We start from the raw sequence: 25064 nt of genomic DNA on the forward strand, positions 1-25064 counted from the left end.
CTACCCTGTCGGCGCACGCGTTGCCAGCTATTCCAGAAATTTCGACGTCATCGGATAGCGCCAGTCGCGCCCGAAAGCGCGGTGCGTGACCCGAATCCCGACCGGGCCCTGGCGCCGCTTGTATTCGTTTATTTTAATCAAACGCGTGACCCGGGTCACATCCTCGGGGGCAAAACCGGCGCCGATGATCTCGACCACGCTCTGGTTTTCCTCGACGTAGCGCTGCATGATCGCGTCCAGGACTTCATACGGCGGCAGCGAATCCTGATCGGTCTGGTCGGGCCGCAACTCGGCCGAGGGCGCGCGCGTCAGGATGCGGTGCGGAATCACCTCCGACAGCGTATTGCGGTAGCCGCACAGGCGGTACACCAGCGTCTTGGCAATGTCCTTCAGCGGCGCGAAACCGCCGGCCATGTCGCCGTACAGCGTGCAGTAGCCGACCGCGACCTCGCTCTTGTTGCCAGTGGTCAGCACCATCGCCCCGGTCTTGTTGGACAGCGCCATCAGGATCGTGCCGCGAATCCGGGCCTGGATGTTCTCTTCGGTGGTGTCTTCCGGCAGCCCGGCGAACTGCGCCGCCAGAGTAGCGCGGAAGGCGGAGAAGCAGTCATCGATGCGGATTTCGTCGTAGCGCACGCCCAGCCGCTGCGCCATGTCGCGCGAGTCGAGCCAGGAAATTTCCGCCGTGTAGGGCGATGGCAGCATCACCGTGCGCACCCGCTCGGCGCCCAGCGCATCGGCGGCGATCGCCACCACCAGCGCCGAATCGACGCCACCCGACAGGCCGACGATGACTCCCGGAAAACCATTCTTGCCGACATAGTCGCGCACTCCCAGCACCAGTGCCTGGTACACCTCGGCCTCGATGCTTTGCGGCGGCGGCAAAGGCTGCGGCCGCGGCTGGGGTGACTGTACCCCGCCGAATTCGATGATCCGCAATTCCTCCTGCGCGTGTGCCAGTTGCGCGCACAGGGCGCCCTCGCGATCCATCACGAACGAGTTACCGTCGAAGATCAGTTCATCCTGGCCGCCGACCAGATTGACATAGACCGCTGCCATGCCCGCGGCCGCAACGTGCTTGCGCAACGCATCCAGGCGCACGTGCTGTTTGCCCATGTGAAACGGCGAGCCGTTCAGCACCAGCAACACTTCGGCACCGGCTTCACGCGCGCGCGCCGGCGCCTGGGGGTACCAGGTGTCTTCGCAGATATTGATGCCGAACCGCACACCGCCGACCGCAAACACAAACGGCGTATCGGCCGGCGAAAAATAGCGCCGCTCGTCGAACACGTCGGCGTTGGGCAATTCATGCTTGCAATAGGTCCCGAGGATGTTTCCATTCACCAGCACCGATGCCGCGTTGCGCCGCAAGCCGTCCTGCGCCAGCGGATGGCCGACCACCACGTGCAGGCCGGATAGTGGCGCCAGATCGGCCGCCAGCGCCGCCAACGCTTGCGCGCTTTTTGCGTAAAATGCATCACGTAGCAGCAGATCTTCCGGCGGATAGCCGGCCAGCGACAGTTCCGGCGTCAGCACTACCTGCGCGCCCTGCTGCGCCGCCCGGCGCGCGCAGTCGAGAATTTTGCTGCAATTGCCGGAGAAATCCCCGACGCTGCTGTTGATCTGGGCAATGGCAACTTTAACGGTCATGGTTGATGCAATGAATGGCGATCGAGTGAGTCCGGCATGCGCTGCGGCGAAGTGACACAACAAGGCATTTGTTCCGAGTGAATTATCGCACGCGAATCATTGACTCTCTGTCAGCGGTGGGCCAGCCGGCATGGGATGCGCTGCTCGGGCTGCAGCCCGAAGCCAATCCTTTCCTGTCGTTCGCCTTCCTGCATGCGCTGCACGAAAGCGGCTGCGCGGCCGCCGGCTCCGGCTGGCAGCCGCAGTATCTGACGCTGTGGCGCGGCGATCTGTTGCAGGCGGCGCTGCCGCTGTATCTGAAGACCCATTCGTATGGCGAATATGTATTCGACTGGGCCTGGGCCGACGCCTATCGGCGTAACGGGCTCGACTATTATCCGAAACTGCTGTCGGCGATTCCGTTCACGCCCGTCACCGGCGCGCGCCTGCTGGCATGCGACCAGACGGCCCGGGACGCGCTGCTCGCCGCCCTCGGCACCCTGCAGGAAAGCGGCGAGGTCTCGTCCTGCCACATCCTCTACCCGCCGCAGGCGCAAGCGGTCGCCCTGCAGCGCGCCGGCTTCATGCTGCGCAGCGGCGTCCAGTTTCATTGGCTGAATCCGGGCTATCGCGATTTCGAGCAGTTCCTGTCGACGCTGGAACGCAAGAAACGCAAGAACATCGCGGCCGAACGGCGCAAGGTGCGCGAAGCCGGCGTCAGCTTCCGCCACGTCGGCGGCGCCGATCCCAGCGCCGCCGACTGGGCCTTTTTCAACCGCTGCTACCGCCATACCTACGCCGCGCATTATTCGACACCCTACCTGAACCTGGATTTTTTCCGGCGCATCGGCGCCGCCATGCCGCACAATATCTTGCTGATCGTGGCCGAACGCGGCGGCCGCGCCATCGCCAGCTCGCTCCTGATCCATACCGAACGCACCCTGTACGGCCGTTATTGGGGCGCGCTGGAAGACGTACCCTGCCTGCATTTCGAGACCGCCTACTACCAGCCGCTGGAGTTCTGCATCGCCAGAAACATCCAGTGCTTCGAGGGTGGCGCCCAGGGCGAGCACAAGATGGCACGCGGCTTCCTGCCGCAGCAAACCTGGTCGGCGCACTGGCTGGCACACCCGGCCTTTGCCGATGCGGTCGAACGCTTTCTGCAACAGGAAAGCGGCGGGGTTGCCGCCTACCTGCATGAACTGAATGAACGCACGCCGTTTCGGCCGGGAGCGCAACCCGGAAATATTTAGAGGACGGCAACCAACTCCTTGCCAGTTACGCAACGACAAGGCATGCTTGGCGGATTATGGCAATTTCCACTTCCCTGCCGTTTCCGGCCCAGAATGCCACCGCCGCCGCGCCGCCCGCGCCCAGCCGGATCGGGCGTTTTCACATCCTGCGCGAACTGGGCCGCGGCGCCATCGGCTCGGTCTATCTGGCGCACGACCCGGTAATCGACCGCAGCGTCGCCATCAAGACCTTCAATCCGCGCCTGACCCCGGCCGAGCGCAAGCAGCACGAGCAGCAATTCATCAATGAGGCGCGGGCCGCGGGGCGCCTGGCGCATCCGAACATCGTCACCATCTTTGACGCCTCGAACGAGCGCGGCGTGACCTACATCGCGATGGAGTACCTGCAGGGGCGCGAGCTGCACAAGCTGCTGGATGGCGGCGCCCGCTTTGAAAACGTCGAGATTGCCGCCATCGTGCGCAAGCTGGCCGAAGCGCTCGAGTATGCGCACCGGAACGGTGTCGTGCATCGCGACATCAAACCGGCGAACATCTTCATGCAGGCCGAGAATCAGCCGAAACTGGTCGATTTCGGCATCGCGCGCGCGCCCAACCGGCTCTCCGGCAAGGCGGAAAACGCGGACCAGCCGTTCACGCTATTCCAGCAGAATCTGCTCGGTACGCCAAACTACATGTCGCCCGAGCAGGCGCTGGGCAAACCGGCCGATGCCCGCACCGACATTTATTCGCTGGGCGCGGTCCTGTACGAAATGCTGGTCGGCCGCAAGCCGTTCGCGGCGCGCGATGCGGAAGAGCTGCTGCAAATGATCGCCTACAAGGCACCACCGACGCCGCACGAAATCGATCCCGGCATTCCGGCCGAACTGTCGCGAATCGCGATGAAGGCGATCAGCAAGCGCCCGGAAAAACGTTACCAGCACGCGCGCGAAATGGCGCTCGACCTGCGGCATTACCTGGCGCGGCAGCGGCGCGGCCGGCGCCAGTTGCCCGGCGTGCTGCCGGCCGGCGACGATGAACTGGCGCCCGAGCGGCACGGTGCACTGTTCTGGCTCAGTTGCGCGGCGCTGGCTTGCGCCCTGCTGATCGCCGGCGCCACCCTGCTGCGCTGAGCACCGCAACCGCAACTTCCGCCGCTCGGCGCGACTCCGTTTCGGCCCTGCCTCAACATCAAATCGGGTTCGGGATCTACTCGATTCGCTTGCCGAGCTATCGCGCCACCACCATCGGCCGTTTGGCGCTGCCGAGCCACGCTGCGGCGGCCGGCGGCGCGACCACCGTCAAGCCGTACTGCGCCCCGGCGTCTTGCAGCCAGAGCCAGAGGTAATCGGCAAAACTGCGGCGTATAACCAGCTCGAACGTCGGTTCGGCGTCGATCTGGCCGAACAGAATCGGCGCCTTGGCCAGATGCGACTGTGCGCACTGCCCCGGGCCGAATACGCGTGGATGCAGGTCGAGCGGACAACCCTGGGCCAGCAGATCGCGCACGTGCTGCCCACGCAAGGCAATGATGGTCTGCCCGCCGCCGACTTCCGTTACCGCGCAAAACAGGCCAGCCAGCGCGCCGCGCAAACCTCGCGCCACGGCCGCCTCCTGCTCGCCGGCGGTCACGATCAGCCATTCGTTCGGCCCCAGCCAGAATGCGCGCATACCCTGGCCCTCGCTCATGGTGTTGGCTTGCAAAGGCAGCTCGAAGCCGAGCGTGTGTTTCACCGCCGCCAGAAATCCGGTGTCGGCCGGGTCGCCGCGCAGGTTAATGTGGCCGCAGAAGGCTCGCTCCCATACGCTGATCTGTCCTGCGCCGGCGGCCGAGACGTTGCTGGCCGCGAGGTTGAAGCGCACCAGCGGACTTTCTCTCAATATCGATTTAGACATTTTGTCGTGCTCCTTCAGGATCGATGAATACCGGGCTGGCAATCACGGCCTTGATGACGCGGCCGTTTTCGAGCGGAATCTGGACGGTTTCACCCTGTCGCTTGAGCCCGCCCTTGACCAGTCCCATGGCGATCGAGCGGCCCAGGCAGGCACTGTAATAGCTGGATGTCACGTGGCCGAGCATCGGCACCGGCAGCGCCACCGTGGCGTCATCAACGATCTGGCCGCCCTCCGGCAACACCTCGGCCGGATCTTCGGTGAGCAAGCCCACCAGTTGCTTGCGGCCTTCGCGTGCCGTATCGGAACGACTCAGCGAGCGGCGTCCAATGAAGTCCTTGTTCTTGGCGATTACCCAGCCCATGTCGAGATCGATCGGCGTGACCGAACCGTCGGTGTCCTGGCCAACGATGATGAAGCCCTTCTCCGCCCGCAGCACGTGCATGGTCTCGGTGCCGTAAGGCGTGATATCGTACTGGGCCCCGGCCGCCATCACCGCCTGCCATACATGATGGCCGTAATTGGCGTCGATATTGATTTCATATGCCAGTTCGCCCGAGAAGCTGATGCGCATGATGCGCGCCGGCACACCGGCCACGGTACCTTCCTGGTACGACATGAAGGGAAAGGCTTCCGACGAGAAATCGACATCCTTGCAAACCGCCTGCAATACCTTGCGGCTATTGGGCCCCACTACCGCCATCGTCGCCCAATGGTCGGTAACCGAAGTCAGATGCACCTTCAGATGAGGCCACTCGGTCTGCAGCCAGCGCTCCAGCCACGACATGACGCGCGCGGCACCGCCGGTAGTGGTGGTCATCAGGAAGTGGTTTTCGGCCAGGCGCACGGTCACGCCGTCGTCGAACACCATGCCGTTTTCATCCAGCATCAGGCCGTAGCGGGCGCGGCCGATGCCCAGCTTGCTCCAGGCGTTGGTATAAACCCAGTTCAGCAGGACGGCTGCATCCGGTCCCTGAATATCGATCTTGCCGAGTGTCGAAGCATCCATGATGCCAACGCTGTTGCGAGTCGCCAGACACTCGCGGTTGACCGCAGCGTGGATGGTTTCACCATTTCTCGGGTAATACCAGGGCCGCTTCCACTGGCCAACATTCTCGAACAGCGCGCCATGCTGTTCATGCCACTGATGCATCGCGGTCTTGCGAATCGGATCGAATAAATCGCCCTGATCTGGCCCGGCGATCGCACCGAAGCTTACCGGCGTGTAATTCGGACGGAAGGTGGTGGTGCCGGTGCTGGGGATATCCTGGCCGAGCGTCTGCGCCAGGATCCCCATACCGTTGATATTGCCGAGCTTGCCCTGGTCCGTGCCGAAGCCCAGCGCGGTATAGCGCTTGACGTGCTCCACCGAATGGTAGCCTTCGCGCGCGGCCAGCACGATATCGGAGGCGCCGACGTCATTCTGCAGGTCGACGAATTGCTTGGGTACGCGTCCGATCGCCTTTGGCGCCGGCACCACCCACAACGGCTTGATCGGCTCTTCCACAATACGGTCGGCCACCGGGATCGGGCTTGCGCGGCCGTCGCCAAATCCGGCCAGGGCGGCAGCTTCAGCGCCCCGCGCGGTGCCTTCGGCAAGACAATCGGCCAAGCCAAAACTGCCACTGCAAGCCCCCGCCGACCGCTCGGCCTGCACCGAGACGTCCGGCACAAAGCAGGCCTTGGCGGCGTCGAAGCGTGCCTTGCCGCCGGACTGCGCAAACAAATGCACGACCGGACTCCAGCCGCCGGAAAAACCCAGCAGGTCGCAAGCGATGCTCCGTGCCGGGCCGGCCACGGCGTCGCCCTTGGCGTCCAGCGCCATGACCTTGACACTGCGCAGCCGCTTGCCGCCGCTGGTATCGACCACCACCGCACCGGCAATGATTTCAATTCCTTGCTTGCGGGCGAAGGCTGGCAGGAAGCCGTTCGGATTGGGACGGGTATCAACGATTGCCGCCACCGGAATACCCGCTTCAACCAGATCGAAAGCGGCCTGATAGGCGCTGTCGTTGTTGGTAAAGATGACTGCCTTCGATCCCGGCGCCGCCGCATAGCGGTTCACGTAAGCGGAGATGGCGGAGGCCAGCATGATACCGGGCCGGTCATTATTGCTGAACACCAGCGGCCGTTCGGCCGCGCCGGTGGCCAGCACCACTTGTTGGGCGCGCACCCGCCAGACGCATTCGCGCGGCCCAATGCGCTGCGCCAACGGCAGATGCTCAGTCAGACGCTGGTTGATGGTCAGAAAATTATGGTCGTGGTAGCCGAAAACGGTACTGCGCGTCAACACCCGGACTTCCGGCATCGACGCCAGTTCGGCGGCGGCCTTCGCGATCCAGGCATCGGCAAATTCGTCATCGATCACGCTGCGGCTGCCGAGCAGGCTGCCTCCCAGTTCGCTTTGCTCATCCGCCAGGATCACGCGCGCGCCGGCCCTGCCCGCTGCCAGCGCCGCCGCCAGCCCGGCCGGCCCGGCGCCGACCACCAGCACATCGCAGTGGACGTTCATCTTGCTATAGGTGGCGGGGTCGGGTTCGCGCGGCGCTTCTCCAAGCCCGGATGCCTTGCGGATGTAATGCTCGTATTTCATCCAGAAGCTCTTCGGCCACATGAAGGTCTTGTAGTAAAAGCCGGCCGGCATGAAACGCGAAAACATACCGGTCACCGACATCAGGTCAAAGTCGACGCTGGGCCAGCAATTGACGCTGGAGGCGCGCAAGCCCTCGTACAGCTCCAGCTCGGTGGCGCGGGCGTTGGGCACCGTGTGGGCGCCAGTTTCCAGTTGCAGCAGCGCATTCGGCTCTTCCACGCCGCTGGCGACGATGCCGCGCGGGCGGTGGTATTTCCAGCTGCGGCCGACTACCGAGACGCCATTGGCGATCAGGGCCGAGGCCACCGTGTCGCCACGAAAGCCGCTGTACTGCTTGCCGTTGAACTGAAAGTTGATCGGTTTGCTGCGGTCGATGCGGCCACCGCGCCCGATCCGGTTCTCTTGGGTCATTGCTCGCCTCCGGGTGTGGGTTCGCCCACTTTATAGACAGTCTTGATCTGGTAAGTCAGGGTATCGCGCACGACATTGAACCAACGGCGGCAGCCATAGGTATGCACCCATTGCTCGCAGTGCAAGCCGCGCGGATTCTTGCGCATGAACAGGTAGTTGCCCCATTGCTCGTCACTCAGGGCATCGGTGTCCAGCGGCCGCACGATGTGCGCTTCGCCGCCATAAGAGAATTCGCTTTCTTCGCGAGCGCCGCACCAGGGGCAGGTAATTTGCAGCATGATTGATCTCCGGTGTGATTAGTGGGCCACGCCTGCGGCGCCATGTTCATCGATCAGATGGCCGTTCGAGAAGCGCTCCAGCGAAAACGCTGCATTCAGCTCATGCGGACGGTTCTGTGCGATGGTGTGGGCAAAGACCCAGCCTGAGCCGGGCGTCGCCTTGAAGCCGCCAGTGCCCCAACCGCAGTTGAAATACAGGCCCTTCACCGGAGTCAGACCGATGATGGGACAGGCGTCCGGGCAGACATCGACAATGCCGCCCCACTGGCGGTTCATGCGGACGCGGCTAAAGATCGGGAACAATTCCATGATCGCCTGCGCCGCATGTTCGATGATCGGGAAACTGCCGCGCTGGCCATAGCCGGTATAGGCGTCGATCCCGGCACCGATCACGAGATCGCCCTTGTCGGTCTGGCTGATATAGCCGTGCACCGCATTCGACATGATGACCGAGTTCAGCACCGGCTTGACCGGCTCGCTCACGAACGCCTGCAGCGGATGGCTCTCGATCGGCAACCGCAATTCCGCCATCGCGGCCAGCACGCTGGAGCTGCCGGCAGTGACCACCCCGACCTTTTTGGCGCGGATGAAACCTTTGCTGGTCTCGACGCCCACCACCTGATTGCCGTTACGCCGAATGCCGGTGACTTCGCACTTCTGGATAATGTCGACACCGTGCGAGTCGGCGCCGCGAGCGAAGCCCCAGGCTACCGCATCGTGCCGCGCCGAACCGCCGCGCCGCTGCAGAGAAGCCCCGAAAATCGGATAGCGCGCATTCGGCGAGATGTTGATCGTCGGCTCGAATTCCTTGACCTGCTGTGCGGTCAAGACCTCGCCGTCGACGCCGTTCAAGCGATTGGCATTCACGCGCCGCGTGATATCGCGCATATCCTGCAGCGAGTGGCCCAGATTCATCACGCCGCGCTGGCTGAACATCACGTTGTAGTTGAGGTCCTGCGACAGCCCCTCCCACAGCTTCATCGCCTTTTCGTAGAGGTGGGTAGCCTCGTCCCACAAATAGTTGGAGCGCACAATCGTGGTATTGCGGCCGGTGTTGCCGCCGCCGATCCAGCCTTTTTCCAGCACCGCGACATTGGTGATGCCGTGCTCCTTCGCTAGGTAGTAGGCGGTGGCCAGGCCATGGCCGCCGCCGCCGATGATGATGACGTCATATTCCCGTTTCGGCTCCGGGCTACGCCATGCGCTCTGCCAGTTCTCGTGGTAGCTCAGGGCGTTTCGCGCCAGGCTGAATATCGAATATTTTTTCATGATTCCTGCTGCCTCCTGTTGTTCCAGAATGCCGCTCGCTGCGGCGCATGCGGATGCCCCGGCTTCCGCAATGGATAGTTAATTACTTAGCATTCGATGACATTCACCGCGAGCCCGCCGCGCGAGGTTTCCTTGTATTTCAGCTTCATGTCGGCACCGGTCTGGCGCATCGTCTTGATCACCTGGTCGAGCGAGACGAAATGCTTGCCATCCCCGCGCAAGGCGACGCGGGCGGCGTTGATCGCTTTCACCGATCCCATCGCGTTGCGCTCGATGCAAGGCACTTGCACCAACCCGCCGATCGGGTCGCAAGTCAGGCCGAGATTGTGTTCCATGCCGATCTCGGCAGCGTTCTCGACTTGCTCGACGCTACCACCCATGACTTCGGTCAGCGCGCCGGCCGCCATCGAACAGGCAACACCGACTTCGCCCTGGCAACCGACTTCGGCGCCCGAGATCGAGGCGTTTTCCTTGTACAGGATGCCGATCGCAGCGGCGGTCAGCAGGAAGCGCACCACGCCGTCTTCGCTGGCGCCGGGAATGAAACGGTGGTAGTAGTGCAGCACGGCGGGAATGATCCCGGCCGCGCCGTTGGTCGGTGCGGTGACCACCCGGCCGCCGGCGGCGTTTTCTTCATTGACTGCCAGCGCATATAGGTTGACCCAGTCGAGTGTCGACAAGGGATCGCGCAGGCTCTGTTCCGGACGGCTCGACAAACTGTTGTATAGATCGGCGGCACGACGCCGCACCTTGAGGCCGCCGGACAGCAGGCCTTGCGCCTGGCAACCGCGCGTGACGCAATCCTGCATTACGCGCCAGATGTTCAGCAAGCCTGCTCGAATTTCGGCTTCCGTGCGCCAGGCTTTTTCGTTTTCCAGCATCAACTGGCTCACCGTCAGTTGATTCTCGCTACACATCCGGAGGATGTCGGCTCCGCTCTTGAACGGGTACGGCAACTGCGTATCGTCTTCCTGCAAGCGATTGGCTTCCGCCGCTTCCTTGTTGACCACGAACCCGCCGCCGACCGAGTAGTAGTTCTTGCTGTAAATCTCTTCTCCATCCGCGTTGCTGGCGGTAAAACACATGCCGTTCGGGTGGTACGGCAGCGCGCGGCGGCGATAGAACAGCAAATGGTCTGGCTCGATGAAATCAATCGGATGCGTCCCCAGCAGGCGCAGCGATTTCTGTTCGCGGATGCGGGCCAGCCGCGCGCCAATGGTATCCGGGTCGATCAGATCCGGCGCCTCGCCTTCCAGCCCCAGCATGACGGCTTTATCGCTGCCATGTCCCTTGCCGGTGGCGCCGAGCGAACCGAACAGTTCAGCCTTGATCGCGTGGGTCCGCTCCAGCAAGCCCTGATCGCGCAGGCCGCTGGCAAACATCAGCGCCGCTCGCATCGGGCCGACGGTGTGCGAACTCGACGGCCCAATACCAATCTTGAACAACTCAAACACACTGATAGCCATGTCCTATAACTCCTGCCGGCGGCCCGGATCGGTTGACGCTTTGATTGCTTGGAGGAAACCAAAAATACGCGCGCTATTCGGCATATACCGGGAAGCGGGCGCATAGTTCCGCAACTTGGCCGCGCACCCGGGCCAGCACGTCGGAGTTGTCGATGTCGTCCAAAATGTCGCAAATCCATTCGGTCAGCTCGATCGCCTGCGCTTCCTTGAATCCACGCGTCGTGATCGCCGGCGAGCCGATCCGGATGCCGCTGGTGACGAACGGCGATTGCGGATCGTTCGGCACCGCGTTCTTGTTCACCGTGATGTGGGCGGAGCCCAGGGCGGCATCGGCGGCCTTGCCGGTAATGCCCTTGTCGACCAGGTCGACAAGGAACAGGTGATCATCGGTGCCGCCCGAAACAATCCGATAGCCGCGTCGCATGAAAGTCGCCGCCATTGCCCGCGCATTTGCCACCACCTGCGCCTGATAGAGCTGGAACTCCGGTTGCAATGCCTCTTTCAAGGCGACCGCCTTGGCGGCGATGACGTGCATCAGCGGACCGCCCTGGGTGCCGGGAAACACCATTGCATTGATTTTTTTCTGGATATCCGGATTGGCGCGGCCCAGGATCAGGCCGCCGCGCGGTCCGCGCAACGTCTTGTGGGTGGTTGTGGTCACGATGTCGGCAATCGGTATCGGATTCGGATACAGCCCGGCCGCCACCAGTCCGGCCACATGGGCCATGTCGACGAACAGGTAAGCGCCGACCTTGTCGGCAATTTCACGGAAACGCGGAAAATCGAGGACGCGCGAATAGGCGGAGAAGCCGGCGATGATCATGCGTGGTTTATGTTCCAGCGCCAGCCGTTCGACTTCGTCGTAATCGATCACATCCTCGCCGTTCAGGCCATATTGCACCGCGTGGTAGATCTTGCCGGAAAAGCTGACCTTGGCGCCGTGCGTCAAGTGGCCGCCATGCGCCAGGCTCATACCGAGCACGGTATCGCCCGGATTCAGCAGCGCCATGTAGACCGCCGCGTTGGCTTGCGAACCGGAATGGGGCTGGACGTTGGCCCAGTCGGCGCCAAACAATTGCATCGCGCGATCGATGGCAAGTTGCTCGACCACATCCACATGCTCGCAGCCGCCGTAATAGCGCTTGCCCGGATAACCCTCGGCGTACTTGTTGGTCAGCGCCGTACCCTGGGCCTGCATGACCCGCTGGCTGGTATAGTTTTCCGACGCAATCAGCTCGATGTGCTGCTCCTGACGCGTCGTCTCGCCGGCAATCGCGGCCCACAGTTCGTCGTCAAATCCTTGTATCCGATCGCTCTTTGAAAACATGTCCGTCTCCTGTTTTGGTCTGAATATGCCGAGGCTGGCTCAGCGGGTGTATTTATTCTGAAGTTTAAGTAGAACCGCAAATCGATTTTGCTTATATCCGACATCGCATTGCATGAATGCGCCGATGGATCAAAACAGACTGAAAACTGCGGTTCCGCGCATCCACAAACGCGGCAACTACGCCACCGCCAGCAGCACACTACAAGCACATGTGCTTCACCAGCTCCAACTCCCGACCGCCAAAAGATTGTTCGTATTCCGCCCGCGACAGCGCCATCCTGACGCCCACACCCTGTACCTGCGACAGCGCGGCCGGTTTTGAAATGGCGACGTCGGCCCATTCAATTCGTTCATCAAACTCGAACACAAAACTGATCAATTCACGCAATCGGGTTTCCAGTAGCGGCGTATGCGGCTGCATCGGCCATGAATCGATGATCCAGCGGCATATCGGTTCATAGTCCAGGCAATCCTCAATCGTTTTCGGGCAGGCCGCAGCAAGCGCACGCAAGGAAATGTTGATCCGGATCGGCTGCAATTCCCGTTCATGTTCCCAGATTCCAACGCGTAGCTGTGTTTCTATGTCGACAATTTCAATGGTCCACGGCATCACTTGTATCTGCATCTCGTTTATCTCCAAAATGGGCAAGAAATTCAGTCGGCTGGAGTCAGGTGCAAGCGCAGGCTTGGCAGCGGATTCGGGTCGCCAAATCGTCTTCGCTGCGCTACCATGAATCGATGTCCCGATGCCGAAAAAGAAGATCAGAAGGGCATGATAGAACGCCAGTACGGCGGCATTTCCCTGTTTGCGACGACAAATTGCCCAAACCCGAACGCATGAAAAATCGGAAAACACCATACTGACAGCATGGTATTCTGAGCAAATTCAAAGAGCCTTCGCGCTGGAATTTTCAGTTGACTGGCTATGCCACCATTGCATGATGGACGTAATCCAAACCAAGATTGATAACTCGCCTGCTTCAGAGCTGGCGGCGAAAGCGATCAGCCCCGTCAACGCTGCGGCCAAGCCGTATCGTTTCGGGTTCTTGCTGGTGCCCAATTTCACGCTGATCGGCTTTTCCTCGGCGATCGAACCCTTGCGCATGGCCAATATGGTGTCGCGCAGCACTCGTTACGAATGGCTGACCGTGACCGGAGACGGACAAGCAATTGCCGCCAGCAACGGCGTTCGGGTCATGCCGGACTGCTCGATTCACGACGCGCCCAAGCTGGACGCGCTGTTCATTTGCGGGCCCAACCCGGTTCCGCCGAAACGGGATCAGATGCTGATTGCGTGGATGCGCAAGATTTCCGAGAGCGGCACCGCGCTGGGCGGCATCTGCACCGGCAGCTATTTACTGGCACGGGCCGGACTGATGACCGGCTACCGCTGCACGGTCCACTGGGAAGATACGGAAGGCCTGACCAATGAATTTCACGACATCATCGTCTCGCCGCGCATATTTGAAATTGACCGGGACCGCTATACCTGCAGCGGTGGCATCGCGGCGATCGACATGATGGTGACCCTGATCTCCACCCATCCGGGCGGTCGAGAACTGGCGTCCGCGGTTGCCGAACTGCTGGTGTGCGAACGCATTCGTAACTCGGGCGACCGCCAGCGCATACCACTGCGGCAAAAACTCGGAACTGGCCAGCCCAAGCTGAGCGAGGCGGTCACGCTGATGGAAAGCAACCTGGAAGAGCCGCTGAGTGTTGATGAGTTGGCTAATTACGTGGGACTGTCCGGCCGGCAACTCGAACGCCTGTTCCAGGAACATCTCAAATGCACTCCCGGCAATTTTTATCTGGAACTGCGGCTGGTGCGCGCGCGTCAGCTCTTGTTGCGCACGGAACAGACGATCATCGACGTCGCCGACGCCTGCGGCTTCGCCTCGGTGGCGCACTTTACCCGACGCTATAGTGAATTTTTCGGCATACCTCCCGGCAGGGAACGCCGTCTTGGCGCGCTCTGAGGCCGCACAAACCGGTACTTTCACGCGGAATGACCCGATCTTGGGCAACTTCCCCCACGGCATCGCTCTCTTCCCGGCTCATCAGTGCAGCACCACTGTCCGGTTCCCATTCAGGAACACCCGACGTTCAATCTGGAATTTCACGGCCCGTGACAATGCCAGGCATTCCATATCGCGGCCAGTGGCTAGCAATTGGTCAGGATCACAGGAATGGTCAACCCGCTCCACCACCTGTTCGATAATCGGCCCCTCGTCAAGATCGGTGGTCACGTAGTGTGCGGTGGCACCAATCAGCTTGACTCCTCTTGCATGCGCCTGGTGGTACGGTTTGGCACCCTTGAAACCGGGCAGGAATGAATGGTGGATATTGATGGCACGCCCTCTCAGCTTGGCGCTCAAGTCAGACGACAGGATTTGCATGTAGCGTGCCAATACCACTAGATCCACTTGGAATTCATCGATCAATGCGAGCAAGCGCGTTTCTTGCTGCAGCCTGGTTTCCGGCGTGATCGGCAGATGCTGAAACGGGATCCCATGGGTACTGGCAATCGGCTCCAGATCCGGGTGATTCGAGACGATTCCGACAATATCAATCTTCAGCTCGCCCATCCGCCAACGGTAAATCAAGTCATTCAAACAGTGATCGAATTTCGATACCAGGATCAGCACGCGCGAGCGGCTGGCCACGTCGGACATTGTCCAGTCCATGCAAAATCGCTGGCTGATCGGCACGAAGTCTTTCTGCATCTGCTCCAGCGGCAGCGCACCGCCAGCGGCCGAATGGAATACGCAACGGACAAAAAATCGCTGGCTGAAGCTGTCATCAAAGACGGATATCTCATCGACATAGCAACCGCGCGCGTCGAGAAAGCCGGCAATTGCCGCCACCTGGCCCGGCGCGCTGGGGCAGGACAGGCTGAGAATATATTTTGGAATTGAACCAAGCGAGTTCATGGTGAAGGTCCCGGTAAAAAAGCGAAACAGGGTGAAAGAGGGTTGCCCCGCGTGGCATCCGAACACCGTCAGGACAGGCATGCAGCGGTCGAGCCGCTGGCAAGCTGGGGCGCAACACCAAGCGGAGCCTCATGAAGGGCTGAACACCGCACGAGGAAGCGATTCTGCCGGGAAGCCCCCGCCTGATCGGCGGGGGCTTCCTCCGGGATTGCATTAGCTTTTCAGCGGTTTTCCGGCGGTCTCTCGACTCACCAGCATGGCAATCATCGCGATCAGCGCAGCGGCCACCAGATACCAGGCTGGTGCCAATTTATTGCCGCTGAGATGAATCAACCAGGTCGCAATAAAGGGTGCAGTGCCACCGAAAATTGCGTTCGCCAGATTGAAGCTCAGTGCGAAACCGGTGTAGCGGACTTTGGTCGGAAATATCTCCGATAAAAAGCACGGCAGCGTGCCATCATTCATGGTGAGCAGCGCTCCAAACGCGATCTGGATCAAGATCATGCCGATCAGGCCAACCGACCCCAACAGGCTGAACAGCGGCACCGTGAAGGCGATGAAGAACACCGACGCCACGACCAGCATCGTTTTTCTGCCAAAGCGATCCGACAACGCTCCCATCAAGAATATCAGCCCGATATAGGCGGTCAATGCAACCGTCGTCGCCAGGAAAGAATCCGTCTCGCTCACATGCAGCTCCACCGAGAGGTAGGTCGGCATGTAGCTCAGGATCGTATAGAAGCCGACCGCATTCAGCATCGTGACGCCCAGCGCAATGATGAAAGCCCGCCGGTGCGTGGTCAGAATTTCGGTAATCGGCGCCTGGCATACGTGTTGAGATTGCTCAAGTTTGCGGAAGGTGGGGGAATCCTCCAGCTTGACACGGATGTAGCGGCCGACCAGGCCAAGCGGCGCCGCCAGCAGGAAGGGCAATCTCCAACCGAACGACTCCATTTGCTCGGCACTCAGAACGGCATGCATCAAGGTCACCAGCAGTGATCCGAAGAGCAAACCGGCGGCAGTGCTGGCGGGCACGATACTGGTATAAAAACCGCGCTTGTTGTCCGGCGCATACTCTGCCAGAAACGCCGATGCGCCGGCGTACTCGCCAGAGGCCGAGAACCCCTGAACCAGCCGGACCACCAGCAGCAAGGCCGGCGCCCACAATCCGACTTGCGCATAGGTAGGCAGGAAGGCGATCAGAAATGTCGCCACCGACATGATGATGATGGACAGGGAAAGCGCGTTTTTGCGACCGACCTTGTCCCCGTAGCGACCCCATATTGCGCCGCCAATTGGCCGAACGATGAATGACAGTGCAAAAACGCCAAAGGTAGCGAGCAGCCCTGAAATCGGCGAAGTGGTCGGAAAGAATACTGCGGTAATGACGGCAGCCAGATAGCCGTAGGAAGCGTAGTCAAACCACTCTACAAAATTGCCAATGAAACTGGCAGTGGCTGCCTTCTTAAGTGTGCTCTGGTGCGCCGTGGGGCTGCTGGATACATGGCTGGTGTACATTTGTCCGGTTGAGCGAACGCCTGCGGCCGAATTCTCGTGGTTCATTCTGTCTCCTGTTGTATGAAAAACCGATTCCCATAATTTTTTTACTTTTATTGATTAAATAGACCTGATACCTGCCCAAACCGGAGCGGGATTACGAGGCACAGTGTTGTGCATTGCCCTTGGGCAGCCCACAACACTGGCCGACGTCAACTCAGTTTTTGACGATATTGTGTTTCGGACCGAACGGGAATTTGGTGATGTTTTCGGCGCCGTCTTTGGTCACCACCAGAATGTCATGTTCGCGGTAGCCGCCTGCGCCAGGCTGGCCTTCAGGAATCATGATCATCGGCTCCATCGATACCACCATGTTTTCTTCCAGCACGGTTTCGATGTCTTCCCGCAACTCCAGCCCCGCTTCGCGTCCATAGTAATGAGACAGCGTGCCGAACGAATGGCCATAACCGAAAGTGCGATACTGCAGCAAGCCGTTCTCATGGAAAATCTCGTTCAGTTCGGCGGCGATGTCACAGCAGCGAACGCCTGGCTTGATCAGTTTGAGGCCGGCCTCGTGCACCTTGACGTTGACTTCCCACAGCCGCAGGTGTTCATCCGAACACTCCTCGGCAAACAGGGTGCGCTCCAGCGCCGTGTAGTAGCCGGAGATCATCGGAAAGCAATTCAGGCTGAGGATGTCGCCCTTTTGAATCTTGCGCGAAGTCACCGGGTTGTGCGCGCCATCGGTGTTGATGCCGGACTGGAACCAGGTCCAGGTATCCATCAGCTCGCTATCCGGATACGTGCGGGCAATTTCCCGCACCATCGCCTGGGTTGAAGCAAGGGCCACTTCATATTCCGGCACGCCAACGCCGATTGCCTTGCGGCAGGCTTCGCCGCCGATGTCGGCAATCCGTGCGCCGTTGCGGATGACGGCGATTTCCTCGTCCGACTTGATCATGCGCATCGCCATGCAAGCCTTGGAGACATCGACGATTTCGGCGTCCGGGCAGGCGTGCTTGAGCTTTTGCAGATTATCCACATTGATATGGTCGAACTCGACGCCAATGCGCCGCCGCCCGGCCATCAGCGATTTCACTGCATGAAAGTAGTTGTCGCGCTGCCAGTCGGTGTAGACGATGTTGTCGCCGAAACTGCGGCGATACGGCTGGCCGCCGTCGATATTGGCGCTGATGGTCGTGTGTTGATCCTGGGTCACCACCAGGCCATAGTTGCGGCCGAAAGAGCAATACAGGAAGTCGGCGTAGTAGTTGATGTTGTGGTACGAGGTGAACAGCACCGCATCGATGTTGTTCTTGGCCATATGCTGGCGCAGCTTGGTAACTCTGGCTTGATATTCCTTGGCAGAGAAAGTTGGATTTACCTTCTTGCCGTTCGGAATGGTGATGGTTTTGGTGCGCCGCATCAGTTCTGCCGCGCTGCTCACTGCCGCTGTTTCACCTGGGTTGATGCTGGACATAGTCGTTTCCTCCGTAATTGAATGGGCTGTACTCATTGGTTTGCAAAATTACTGTCACGGCAACTGCTTTTTCATCCATGCCCAGAGCGACGCGCGGCTTGCTCTACCGCCAAAATTGCGTGCCATGCTCCGATCACTTCGGTTGGTGCAGATTCAATACTTGTCGATCCGTGTGAGGCCATGTTAGTCCGCTTGGCTAATGCGTTTTTTCCGTTTGCGACAACCAGTTGTCCAAACCCGAACTCGGGTGGGCACTGGATTTGTGACGCTTGCGAAGGGAAATTTTTACTGTGGTGGCGCGGCTCGATGGCCGGCCGACGCGGTCGGACTGCGCGTATCACCGCTGCGGCGCCGCGATGTCCATCGCAGGCCGGCCCAGAATTACTCATTCAAATACAGCGCAATTTTTAGTGGAATCTTTTCTTTATATTCAAATATCAGCCAAACATAGCAAGATAATTTCGTTCTCGTGACGGTAAAGTTGATCGGAGAAAAATGTTTTGCCGCCATCGGCACCACCCATTAAAGAGCAAGCCCGAACACCGGAACGACGTATCGGGCAGTCCCACCTCAGCCAAGATGCACACCAGCCTGGAAATAGACGAAGTACTGAATACGTTTGAAGCCGCCGCCCGTTCCAGCGAGCGGCTGCCGAGTGCCTACGGCGGCAAGCTCGGCATGGACGACGCCTACCGTGTACAGCTCGCGATGCTGCAACGGCGCGTGGCGCAGGGCGCGCGCCATGTCGGCTGGAAAGTCGGCCTGACCTCGCCCGCCATGCAGCAGCAGCAAGGAGTGTTCGAGCCGTGCTTCGGCTACCTGCTGGATTCCGGACAGGAACCGTCGGGCCGCAGCTTTGCCTTCGACAGTCTCATTGCGCCCGGTTTCGAGAATGAACTGTGCCTGACGATCGGCGCCACGCTGCAAGGCGCCGCGGTCGATTACGAGAGCGCGCGGCGCGCGGTGTCGCATGTGGCGCCGGCCCTGGAAATCGTCGAGAAGCGTGGCACCTTCAACCGCGACCTGCCGCTGTCGATTGCCGACAATGCCCAGCAAAAGGCATTCGTCACCGGCGCCGCGATTGCACTCGATCCCGCCGTTTCTCTGGCCGCAACCTCGGTCGCCATCATGGTGGATGGGGCAGAACAGGAGCGCGCCAACGGTGCCCAGGTACTGGGCGACCCGATTCACTCGGTCGTCTGGCTGACAAAAAAACTGGCGCAGTTCGGCCTGCCGCTGGAACGCGGCGCGCTGGTCATGTCCGGCTCCTTTACCCGCCAATACCCGCTACAAAAAGGCCAGCAGGTCAGCGCCTGCTTCACGCCGTTCGGCACGGTGAGCGCGGCCTTCGTATAACTCTGCACGAAAGAAAAACCGATGGATCTCGGACTGCAATCGAAAACCGCACTGGTATGCGCCGCGAGCAAGGGACTGGGCCTGGCCTGCGCCGAAGCGCTGGCCGCCGAAGGCGTACAACTGACGATCGCAGCGCGCAGCGCGGGGCCGCTGGAGGCCACCGCCGCGGCGCTGCGCGAACGTTATCGGGTCGAAGTCAAAGCCGTCGCCTGCGACATCACGACAGCCGAGGGACGCGCGCTGGCGCTGGCCGCCTGCCCGCAACCCGATATCCTGGTGAACAACGCCGGCGGCCCGCCGCCCGGCGATTTCCGCGAATGGAAGCGGGACGACTGGATCGCCGCGCTGGACGCCAACATGCTGACGCCGATCGAACTGATCAAGGCCACCGTGGACGGCATGATCGCGCGCCGCTTCGGCCGCATCGTCAACATCACCTCGGCCGCGGTCAAGGCACCGATCGACATCCTCGGCCTGTCGAACGGCGCCAGATCGGGGCTGACCGGTTTCGTCGCTGGCCTGGCGCGCCAGGTCAGCCGGCACAACGTCACCATCAACAACCTGCTGCCCGGGCCGTTCGATACCGAGCGCCTGCGCAACACCTTCGAAGCCCAGGCGGCGCGCGCCGGCAGCAGCGGCGCCGAGGTCGCCGACCAATGGCGCGCGCGCAATCCCAGCGGGCGTTTCGGCGCGCCGGACGAATTCGGCCACGCCTGCGCCTTCCTGTGCAGCGCCAGAAGCGGCTACATCACGGGCCAGAACCTGCTGCTGGACGGCGGCGATTACCGGGGCGTGTTCTGAGCGCGGCAAACCCCGGCGGCATTTTTTATAGCGGCACCCATTTCAAATCGAGGAGAATTTCCATGCAAACCACATTCGTTCGCACCTTGCTGGCCGGCGCCATCGCCGTGGCCTTTGGCGGTACCGCCACCGCCCAGGAGCAGGTAATCACCATCGGCCACGTCGCGCCGACCTCGGGCCAGATCGCGCACCTGGGCAAGGACAGCGAAAACGGCGCGCGCATGGCGATCGATGAAGTCAACGCCAAGGAGCCCACAGTCGGCGGCAAGAAGGTCAAATTCGTGCTGATGGCGGAAGACGACGCGGCCGATCCGAAACAAGGTACCGCGGTGGCGCAGAAATTCGTCGATGCCAAGGTCAACGGCGTGATCGGCCACCTGACCTCGGGCACCTCGATCCCGGCCTCGAAGATCTATTCGGATGCCGGCATTCCGCAAATCTCGTCGGCGGCCACCAATCCGAAATACACGCAGCAAGGCTACAAGACCACCTTCCGCGTGGTCGCCAGCGACAGCCGCCTTGGTGCGGTGCTGGGCAAATATGCGGTGACGGAGCTGAAGCTCAAAAATATCGCGGTCATCGACGACCGCAGCGCCTACGGGCAAGGCCTGGCCGAGCAGTTCGCCAAGGCGGCCAAGGCGGCCGGCGGTAAAATCGTCTCGCAGCAGTACACCACCGAAAAATCGGTCGACCTGAACGCGCAACTGACCGCGATCAAATCCAAGAAGCCGGAGCTAATTTTCTTTGGCGGCACCGATGCGGTGGCCACGCCGATGCTGCGCCAGATGAAGCAGCTCGGCGTCAACGCCAAGCTGATGGGCGGCGACGGCATCTGCACCGAAACCATGGCCAAGCTGGCCGGCGATGCCTTCGCCGACGGCCAGGTGATCTGCGCCGAACCGGGCGGCATCCAGGAAGCACAGAAGCGCCAGATGGATAGCTTCCGCCAGCAGTACAAGCAGAAATTCAACCAGGACGTGGTGATCTATGCGCCCTACACCTATGACGCGACGATGGCGATGATCGGCGCGATCCAGCAAGCGGGCTCCGCCGATCCGGCCAAATACCTGCCGCTGCTGGCAAAAATCAAGCATCCGGGCGTGACCGGCACCATCGCCTTCGATGCCCACGGCGACATCGTAGACGGCTCGCTGACGCTGTATGCCCTGGCCGAGCATCAGCGCAAGCTGATCGCAGTCACCAAGTAAACCACGCTGCTTCGGGTGCGGGCGCATTCGGCGCCCGCATCGCCTTCCCTCCTGCATATCGATTTGCCATGCCAACCTCCGCCCTGGTCCGTCCCACCATCGAACAACTCGCCGGCTCGCAAATCCGCGAGGTGGCGAACGCCGGCATGGGTGACCCCAATGTGCTGCCGTTCTGGTTCGGCGAACCGGACCAGGTGACGCCGCAATTCATTCGCGATGCGGCCTGCGCCGCCTTGCAAGGCGGTGCCACCTTTTACACTCAGAACTGCGGCATGCCGGCCTTGCGGCAGGCGATCGCCGCCTATGTCAGCGCCCTGCAGCGTCCGTTGGTGGCCGAACGCGTAGTGGTGACCAGCTCCGGCAATTCGGCGCTGATGATCGCGGCGCAACTACTGATCGAGCCGGGCGACCGGGTGGTGGTGCTGACGCCGGTGTGGCCCAACCTGACCGAAATCCCGAAGATCATGGGTGCCGATGTGGTGCGCGCAGCGCTGGATTACGTCGACGGCCGCTGGACGCTCGATCTGGACAAGTTCCTGGGCTTGCTGACGCCCGGCACGCGCGCGGTCTTCATCAACTCGCCCAACAACCCGACCGGCTGGGCCATGGCGCGCCATGAACAGCAGGCGGTGCTGGAACACTGCCGCAAGCTGGGGATCTGGATCGTCGCCGACGAGGTTTATGAACGCCTGTATTTCGGCAGCGAAGGAAAGTCGGCGCCCGCCTTTGCCGCCATCGCCGAAGCGGACGAGCGGCTGTTGAGCGTCAACAGCTTTTCCAAGGCCTGGTTGATGACCGGCTGGCGCCTGGGCTGGATCAGCGCGCCGGTCGCGGTGGTCGAACAACTTGGCAAGATCGTCGAGTACAACACCTCTTGCGCGCCCGGATTCGTGCAATTGGCCGGCATCGCCGCGCTGGAGCAAGGAGAAGGCGTGGTGCAAGCCGGCGTCGCGCGCCTGCGCCACGCGCGCGACACCCTGTGCGACGCGCTGAACCGCTTGCCCGGCATTCGCGCCACGCCGCCGCACGGCGCCATGTACGTCTTTTTCCAGTGCGAGCAGGCGCACCGGGAAGGTAGCCTGGCCTTCGCCCGGCGCCTGGTGCGCGAGGCCGGTCTGGGGCTGGCGCCCGGCGGCGCCTTCGGACCGGAAGGCGAAGGCTTCCTGCGCTGGTGCACCGCCAATTCGATCGACCGGCTGGAACAAGGGGTTACGCGCCTGCGAGGGCTGCTGGAAGCTTGATCGACGCCGGCCACATCGCATAGGATTGGAAAACAATCACCTCGAATCCCTGTGCGATGAAAAAGAAAACACCTTCCCGCGAACTGGATGAAGTCGATCTGGCTATCCTGCGCGATCTGCAGGACGATGGTCGCCTGTCCAACGCCAAGCTGGCAGAGCGCCTGTCGCTGAGCGAAACGCCGTCCTGGCGGCGCCTGAAGCGGCTGGAGGAGGAAGGCTATATCCAGGATTACCAGGCCAACCTGAATCGCCGCAAGCTCGGCTTCGGCGTGCTCGCCTTCGTCCAGTTGAATTTCTTCAGCCACAACTCGAAGGATTTCGCCGAATTCGAAAAAACGATCCTGGCCTGCCCGGAAGTACTGACCTGCCACCAGATGACCGGCGAGACCGATTACTTGCTGCAGGTGGTGTTCGAGGATCTGGATGCGTATCGCCTGTTCATCGACCGCGTGTTGCGCAACCTGTCGGGCGTATCGACCATCAACACCAGCCTGTCGCTGCGCGAAATCAAGCTGTCCAACCGTTTGCCGATCTGATTCGACCCTGCGGCATCCGGTGTGTTGAACATACTCCCTAAACCAGTATCGATTCCCGTTTATAAAATAACGGAAATTTTCATATACCCAATCAAAATCAAGAGAAGAAAATCCTGAACCGGATAAAAAAAGACGCCGTCGGAGGCGTCTTTTGGTTTCCGGCTCGAACGACCGATCTCAAGCTGCGGCGTCGTGCTTCTGCCGGGCGTAGGCGGCGACGCCTTCCAGGATTTCCGCGCGCGCCACATCCGACCCTTGCCAGCCCTCGATCTTGACCCACTTGCCTTTTTCCAAGTCCTTATAGTGCTCGAAAAAGTGGCGGATCTGGTGCAGCCGCATGTCGTTGATGTCTTCCGGCTCCTGCCATTGGGTATAAATCGACAATACCTTGTCGACCGGCACCGCCAGCAGCTTCGAGTCGCCGCCGGCTTCGTCGGTCATCTTCAAGACGCCGATCGGGCGGCAACGCACCACGACTCCAGGAAACAGCGGGAACGGCGTGATCACCAGCACGTCCACCGGATCGCCGTCGTCGGCGATGGTTTGCGGAATGTAGCCGTAATTGCATGGATACTGCATGGCCGTGCTCATGAAGCGATCGACGAAAATCGCGCCCGACTCCTTGTCGACCTCATACTTGATCGGATCGGCATTCATCGGAATTTCAATGACCACGTTAAAATCATTCGGTAGATCGCGTCCTGCAGAAACCTTGTTCAGACTCATGGTGCTTTCTCGTGGGGGATGGAATTTTTTTGACGTGGAATTATAGCGACTTTCGGTTACCGCTTGTGCGTCGCAGCAGGCAGCAACTTGCCGCTTCCACAACATTGACACGATAATCGCCACTCTTTTTTATCTGCATTCGCCGGGCCTGCCAACCCGCGCTACCGGAACACGCGTATGACCAAACCCGATACCGTACGCCCTCCCGCCATGCATTTCGACCTGGTCGATCTGCGCCTGTTCGTCAACATTTCCGAGCAAAACAGCCTGACCGGCGGCGCCGAGCGCTCGCACATGTCGCTGCCGGCCGCCAGCGCCCGCATCAAGAACCTGGAAGACAATTTCGGCACCAAACTGCTGCACCGCACCGGCCAGGGCGTCACGCTGACGCCGCCCGGGCAGGCCTTGCTGCACCATGCGCGGCTGGTGCTGCAGCAACTGGAGCAACTGCGCGGCGACATGCGGGAATATGCGCAAGGTATCAAGGGCCACCTGCGGATCTTCGCCAACACCACCGCGATCACCGAATTCCTGCCCACGGTGCTGCCGACCTTTCTGGCGCAGCATGCCGACATCAGCATCGACCTGCGCGAGCGCCTGTCGCACGATATCGTGCGGGCGGTGGCCGAAGGCAAGACCGACATCGGCATCGTCGCCGGCAACGTGCGCACCGAAGGGCTGGAAGTGCTGCCCTACCGCCGCGACCGGCTGGTGCTGGCCACCGCGCCCGGCCATCCGCTGGCGCAGCGCGCCAGCGTTTCTTTCGAGGAAACGCTGGAATTCGACTATGTCGGCCTGCCCGAAGCCAGCGCCATCCATGCCTTCCTGCTGCGGGCTGCGGCCGACCTCAACCGCAGCGTGAAGATCCGCATCCAGGTCGGCAATTTCGACGCCATGTGCCGCATGATCGAAGCCGACGCCGGCATCGGCATCCTGCCGGACTCGGCCGCGCATCGCTACGCGAAAACAATGGCGGTGCGTTTCATCGCGCTGGAAGACGATTGGGCGGCGCGCAATTTGCAGATCTGCGTGCGCAGCCTGCAATTGTTGCCGCTATTCGCGCGGCAACTGGTCGAACTGCTGACGGCGCAGACGGACGCTGCCGCCGGGACACCGGCAGCGGATCGAGTGGCAAAACCTGCGGCTTAGCCGCAGCTTAAGGGGCGGTTAAGCAATCGCGAATTGCCGCCGCCC

General features: G+C 61.2%; 21 protein-coding genes. 9 read left to right on the forward strand and 12 right to left on the reverse strand.

The genetic code is table 11. The annotated features are described in order from the left end of the window. Positions 1 to 27: 27 nt before the first annotated feature. Positions 28 to 1650: an NAD+ synthase gene (locus ACK2VC_RS02350; protein ID WP_486731984.1), complete on the reverse strand. Its 1623-nt coding sequence runs from the start codon at positions 1648 to 1650 to the stop codon at positions 28 to 30. 77 nt (positions 1651 to 1727) lie between these two features. Between ACK2VC_RS02350 and ACK2VC_RS02355 the strand changes: the two genes are divergently transcribed. Together ACK2VC_RS02355 and ACK2VC_RS02360 are read left to right on the forward strand one after the other, a co-directional pair. After that, complete coding sequence (locus ACK2VC_RS02355; protein ID WP_486731985.1) at positions 1728 to 2882, forward strand: GNAT family N-acetyltransferase; 1155 nt, start codon at positions 1728 to 1730, stop codon at positions 2880 to 2882. Between the two features lie 56 nt (positions 2883 to 2938). Next, on the forward strand, positions 2939 to 3991 hold the full coding sequence (locus ACK2VC_RS02360; RefSeq protein ID WP_486731986.1) for a serine/threonine-protein kinase: 1053 nt from the start codon (positions 2939 to 2941) through the stop codon (positions 3989 to 3991). Positions 3992 to 4088: 97 nt separating this feature from the next. Here ACK2VC_RS02360 and ACK2VC_RS02365 read toward each other — a convergent pair whose 3' ends face one another. The 7 genes from ACK2VC_RS02365 to ACK2VC_RS02395 form a co-directional block, all read right to left on the reverse strand. After that, entirely contained in the window at positions 4089 to 4754 is a 666-nt protein-coding gene (locus tag ACK2VC_RS02365; protein WP_486731988.1) for a sarcosine oxidase subunit gamma, read from the reverse strand. Then, positions 4747 to 7755, reverse strand: coding sequence for a sarcosine oxidase subunit alpha family protein (locus tag ACK2VC_RS02370; protein WP_486731989.1), 3009 nt, complete (start codon positions 7753 to 7755; stop codon positions 4747 to 4749). The genes ACK2VC_RS02365 and ACK2VC_RS02370 overlap by 8 nt, the downstream gene beginning before the upstream one ends. After that, positions 7752 to 8033: a sarcosine oxidase subunit delta gene (locus ACK2VC_RS02375; RefSeq protein WP_486731990.1), complete on the reverse strand. Its 282-nt coding sequence runs from the start codon at positions 8031 to 8033 to the stop codon at positions 7752 to 7754. Before ACK2VC_RS02375 ends, ACK2VC_RS02370 begins: the two co-directional genes overlap by 4 nt. 18 nt (positions 8034 to 8051) lie before the next feature. Then, positions 8052 to 9302, reverse strand: coding sequence for a sarcosine oxidase subunit beta family protein (locus tag ACK2VC_RS02380; RefSeq protein WP_486731991.1), 1251 nt, complete (start codon positions 9300 to 9302; stop codon positions 8052 to 8054). An 86-nt stretch (positions 9303 to 9388) separates the two neighbouring features. Beyond that, the gene (locus tag ACK2VC_RS02385) at positions 9389 to 10768 is read right to left on the reverse strand and encodes an L-serine ammonia-lyase (RefSeq protein ID WP_486731992.1); all 1380 of its coding nucleotides are present in this window, start codon (positions 10766 to 10768) and stop codon (positions 9389 to 9391) included. Positions 10769 to 10841: 73 nt separating this feature from the next. Continuing rightward, positions 10842 to 12095 carry a serine hydroxymethyltransferase gene (glyA, locus tag ACK2VC_RS02390; protein WP_486731993.1) on the reverse strand — a complete coding sequence of 418 codons (1254 nt, stop codon included), beginning with the start codon at positions 12093 to 12095 and terminating at the stop codon, positions 10842 to 10844. A gap of 199 nt (positions 12096 to 12294) precedes the next feature. Continuing rightward, a complete protein-coding gene (locus tag ACK2VC_RS02395; protein ID WP_486731994.1) occupies positions 12295 to 12954 on the reverse strand; it encodes a dihydroneopterin aldolase in 660 nt (219 codons plus the stop codon). Between the two features lie 79 nt (positions 12955 to 13033). Here ACK2VC_RS02395 and ACK2VC_RS02400 point away from each other — a divergent pair, with 79 nt between their 5' ends. Continuing rightward, complete coding sequence (locus ACK2VC_RS02400) at positions 13034 to 14071, forward strand: GlxA family transcriptional regulator (protein WP_486731995.1); 1038 nt, start codon at positions 13034 to 13036, stop codon at positions 14069 to 14071. 81 nt (positions 14072 to 14152) lie between these two features. Here ACK2VC_RS02400 and purU read toward each other — a convergent pair whose 3' ends face one another. From purU to ACK2VC_RS02415, 3 genes are all read right to left on the reverse strand, one after another. Continuing rightward, positions 14153 to 15025, reverse strand: coding sequence for a formyltetrahydrofolate deformylase (gene purU, locus ACK2VC_RS02405; protein ID WP_486733309.1), 873 nt, complete (start codon positions 15023 to 15025; stop codon positions 14153 to 14155). A 213-nt stretch (positions 15026 to 15238) separates the two neighbouring features. Beyond that, the gene (locus ACK2VC_RS02410) at positions 15239 to 16588 is read right to left on the reverse strand and encodes an MFS transporter (protein ID WP_486731996.1); all 1350 of its coding nucleotides are present in this window, start codon (positions 16586 to 16588) and stop codon (positions 15239 to 15241) included. Positions 16589 to 16739: 151 nt separating this feature from the next. Then, positions 16740 to 17948, reverse strand: coding sequence for a M24 family metallopeptidase (locus ACK2VC_RS02415; protein ID WP_486733310.1), 1209 nt, complete (start codon positions 17946 to 17948; stop codon positions 16740 to 16742). Between the two features lie 633 nt (positions 17949 to 18581). On the opposite strand from ACK2VC_RS02415, the gene ACK2VC_RS02420 reads away from it, so the two are divergent. The 5 genes from ACK2VC_RS02420 (at position 18582) to ACK2VC_RS02440 (ending at position 23144) form a co-directional block, all read left to right on the forward strand. Continuing rightward, entirely contained in the window at positions 18582 to 19358 is a 777-nt protein-coding gene (locus ACK2VC_RS02420; RefSeq protein ID WP_486731997.1) for a 2-keto-4-pentenoate hydratase, read from the forward strand. A 21-nt stretch (positions 19359 to 19379) separates the two neighbouring features. Next, positions 19380 to 20159, forward strand: a complete 780-nt coding sequence (locus tag ACK2VC_RS02425; RefSeq protein WP_486731998.1) for an SDR family oxidoreductase — start codon at positions 19380 to 19382, stop codon at positions 20157 to 20159. A gap of 62 nt (positions 20160 to 20221) precedes the next feature. After that, positions 20222 to 21367 (forward strand): branched-chain amino acid ABC transporter substrate-binding protein, encoded by a 1146-nt coding sequence (locus ACK2VC_RS02430; RefSeq protein ID WP_486731999.1) that lies wholly within the window; start codon positions 20222 to 20224, stop codon positions 21365 to 21367. Between the two features lie 68 nt (positions 21368 to 21435). Beyond that, complete coding sequence (locus ACK2VC_RS02435) at positions 21436 to 22608, forward strand: pyridoxal phosphate-dependent aminotransferase (protein ID WP_486732000.1); 1173 nt, start codon at positions 21436 to 21438, stop codon at positions 22606 to 22608. 56 nt (positions 22609 to 22664) lie between these two features. Continuing rightward, entirely contained in the window at positions 22665 to 23144 is a 480-nt protein-coding gene (locus ACK2VC_RS02440) for an Lrp/AsnC family transcriptional regulator (protein WP_486732001.1), read from the forward strand. Positions 23145 to 23321: 177 nt separating this feature from the next. Here the strand turns inward: ACK2VC_RS02440 and ppa are convergent, their stop codons facing one another. Continuing rightward, positions 23322 to 23870, reverse strand: coding sequence for an inorganic diphosphatase (gene ppa, locus ACK2VC_RS02445; protein WP_486732002.1), 549 nt, complete (start codon positions 23868 to 23870; stop codon positions 23322 to 23324). Between the two features lie 210 nt (positions 23871 to 24080). Here ppa and ACK2VC_RS02450 point away from each other — a divergent pair, with 210 nt between their 5' ends. Then, a complete protein-coding gene (locus tag ACK2VC_RS02450) occupies positions 24081 to 25019 on the forward strand; it encodes a LysR family transcriptional regulator (protein ID WP_486733311.1) in 939 nt (312 codons plus the stop codon). Positions 25020 to 25064: the final 45 nt, after the last annotated feature.

The sequence above is a fragment of the Herbaspirillum sp. WTB6 genome, assembly GCF_057457785.1.

Excerpts from the sequence above, each read along its gene's own strand:
- purU (WP_486733309.1), bottom strand. The coding sequence starts at position 15,025 with ATGAACTCGCTTGGTTCAATTCCAAAATATATTCTCAGCCTGTCCTGC.
- ACK2VC_RS02395 (WP_486731994.1), bottom strand. The coding sequence starts at position 12,954 with ATGGTGTTTTCCGATTTTTCATGCGTTCGGGTTTGGGCAATTTGTCGT.
- ACK2VC_RS02400 (WP_486731995.1), top strand. The coding sequence starts at position 13,034 with ATGATGGACGTAATCCAAACCAAGATTGATAACTCGCCTGCTTCAGAG.
- ppa (WP_486732002.1), bottom strand. The coding sequence starts at position 23,870 with ATGAGTCTGAACAAGGTTTCTGCAGGACGCGATCTACCGAATGATTTT.
- ACK2VC_RS02420 (WP_486731997.1), top strand. The coding sequence starts at position 18,582 with ATGCACACCAGCCTGGAAATAGACGAAGTACTGAATACGTTTGAAGCC.
- ACK2VC_RS02350 (WP_486731984.1), bottom strand. The coding sequence starts at position 1,650 with ATGACCGTTAAAGTTGCCATTGCCCAGATCAACAGCAGCGTCGGGGAT.
- ACK2VC_RS02365 (WP_486731988.1), bottom strand. The coding sequence starts at position 4,754 with ATGTCTAAATCGATATTGAGAGAAAGTCCGCTGGTGCGCTTCAACCTC.
- ACK2VC_RS02370 (WP_486731989.1), bottom strand. The coding sequence starts at position 7,755 with ATGACCCAAGAGAACCGGATCGGGCGCGGTGGCCGCATCGACCGCAGC.
- ACK2VC_RS02435 (WP_486732000.1), top strand. The coding sequence starts at position 21,436 with ATGCCAACCTCCGCCCTGGTCCGTCCCACCATCGAACAACTCGCCGGC.
- ACK2VC_RS02425 (WP_486731998.1), top strand. The coding sequence starts at position 19,380 with ATGGATCTCGGACTGCAATCGAAAACCGCACTGGTATGCGCCGCGAGC.
- ACK2VC_RS02385 (WP_486731992.1), bottom strand. The coding sequence starts at position 10,768 with ATGGCTATCAGTGTGTTTGAGTTGTTCAAGATTGGTATTGGGCCGTCG.
- glyA (WP_486731993.1), bottom strand. The coding sequence starts at position 12,095 with ATGTTTTCAAAGAGCGATCGGATACAAGGATTTGACGACGAACTGTGG.
- ACK2VC_RS02375 (WP_486731990.1), bottom strand. The coding sequence starts at position 8,033 with ATGCTGCAAATTACCTGCCCCTGGTGCGGCGCTCGCGAAGAAAGCGAA.
- ACK2VC_RS02440 (WP_486732001.1), top strand. The coding sequence starts at position 22,665 with ATGAAAAAGAAAACACCTTCCCGCGAACTGGATGAAGTCGATCTGGCT.
- ACK2VC_RS02380 (WP_486731991.1), bottom strand. The coding sequence starts at position 9,302 with ATGAAAAAATATTCGATATTCAGCCTGGCGCGAAACGCCCTGAGCTAC.
- ACK2VC_RS02450 (WP_486733311.1), top strand. The coding sequence starts at position 24,081 with ATGCATTTCGACCTGGTCGATCTGCGCCTGTTCGTCAACATTTCCGAG.
- ACK2VC_RS02410 (WP_486731996.1), bottom strand. The coding sequence starts at position 16,588 with ATGAACCACGAGAATTCGGCCGCAGGCGTTCGCTCAACCGGACAAATG.
- ACK2VC_RS02430 (WP_486731999.1), top strand. The coding sequence starts at position 20,222 with ATGCAAACCACATTCGTTCGCACCTTGCTGGCCGGCGCCATCGCCGTG.
- ACK2VC_RS02360 (WP_486731986.1), top strand. The coding sequence starts at position 2,939 with ATGGCAATTTCCACTTCCCTGCCGTTTCCGGCCCAGAATGCCACCGCC.
- ACK2VC_RS02415 (WP_486733310.1), bottom strand. The coding sequence starts at position 17,948 with ATGCGGCGCACCAAAACCATCACCATTCCGAACGGCAAGAAGGTAAAT.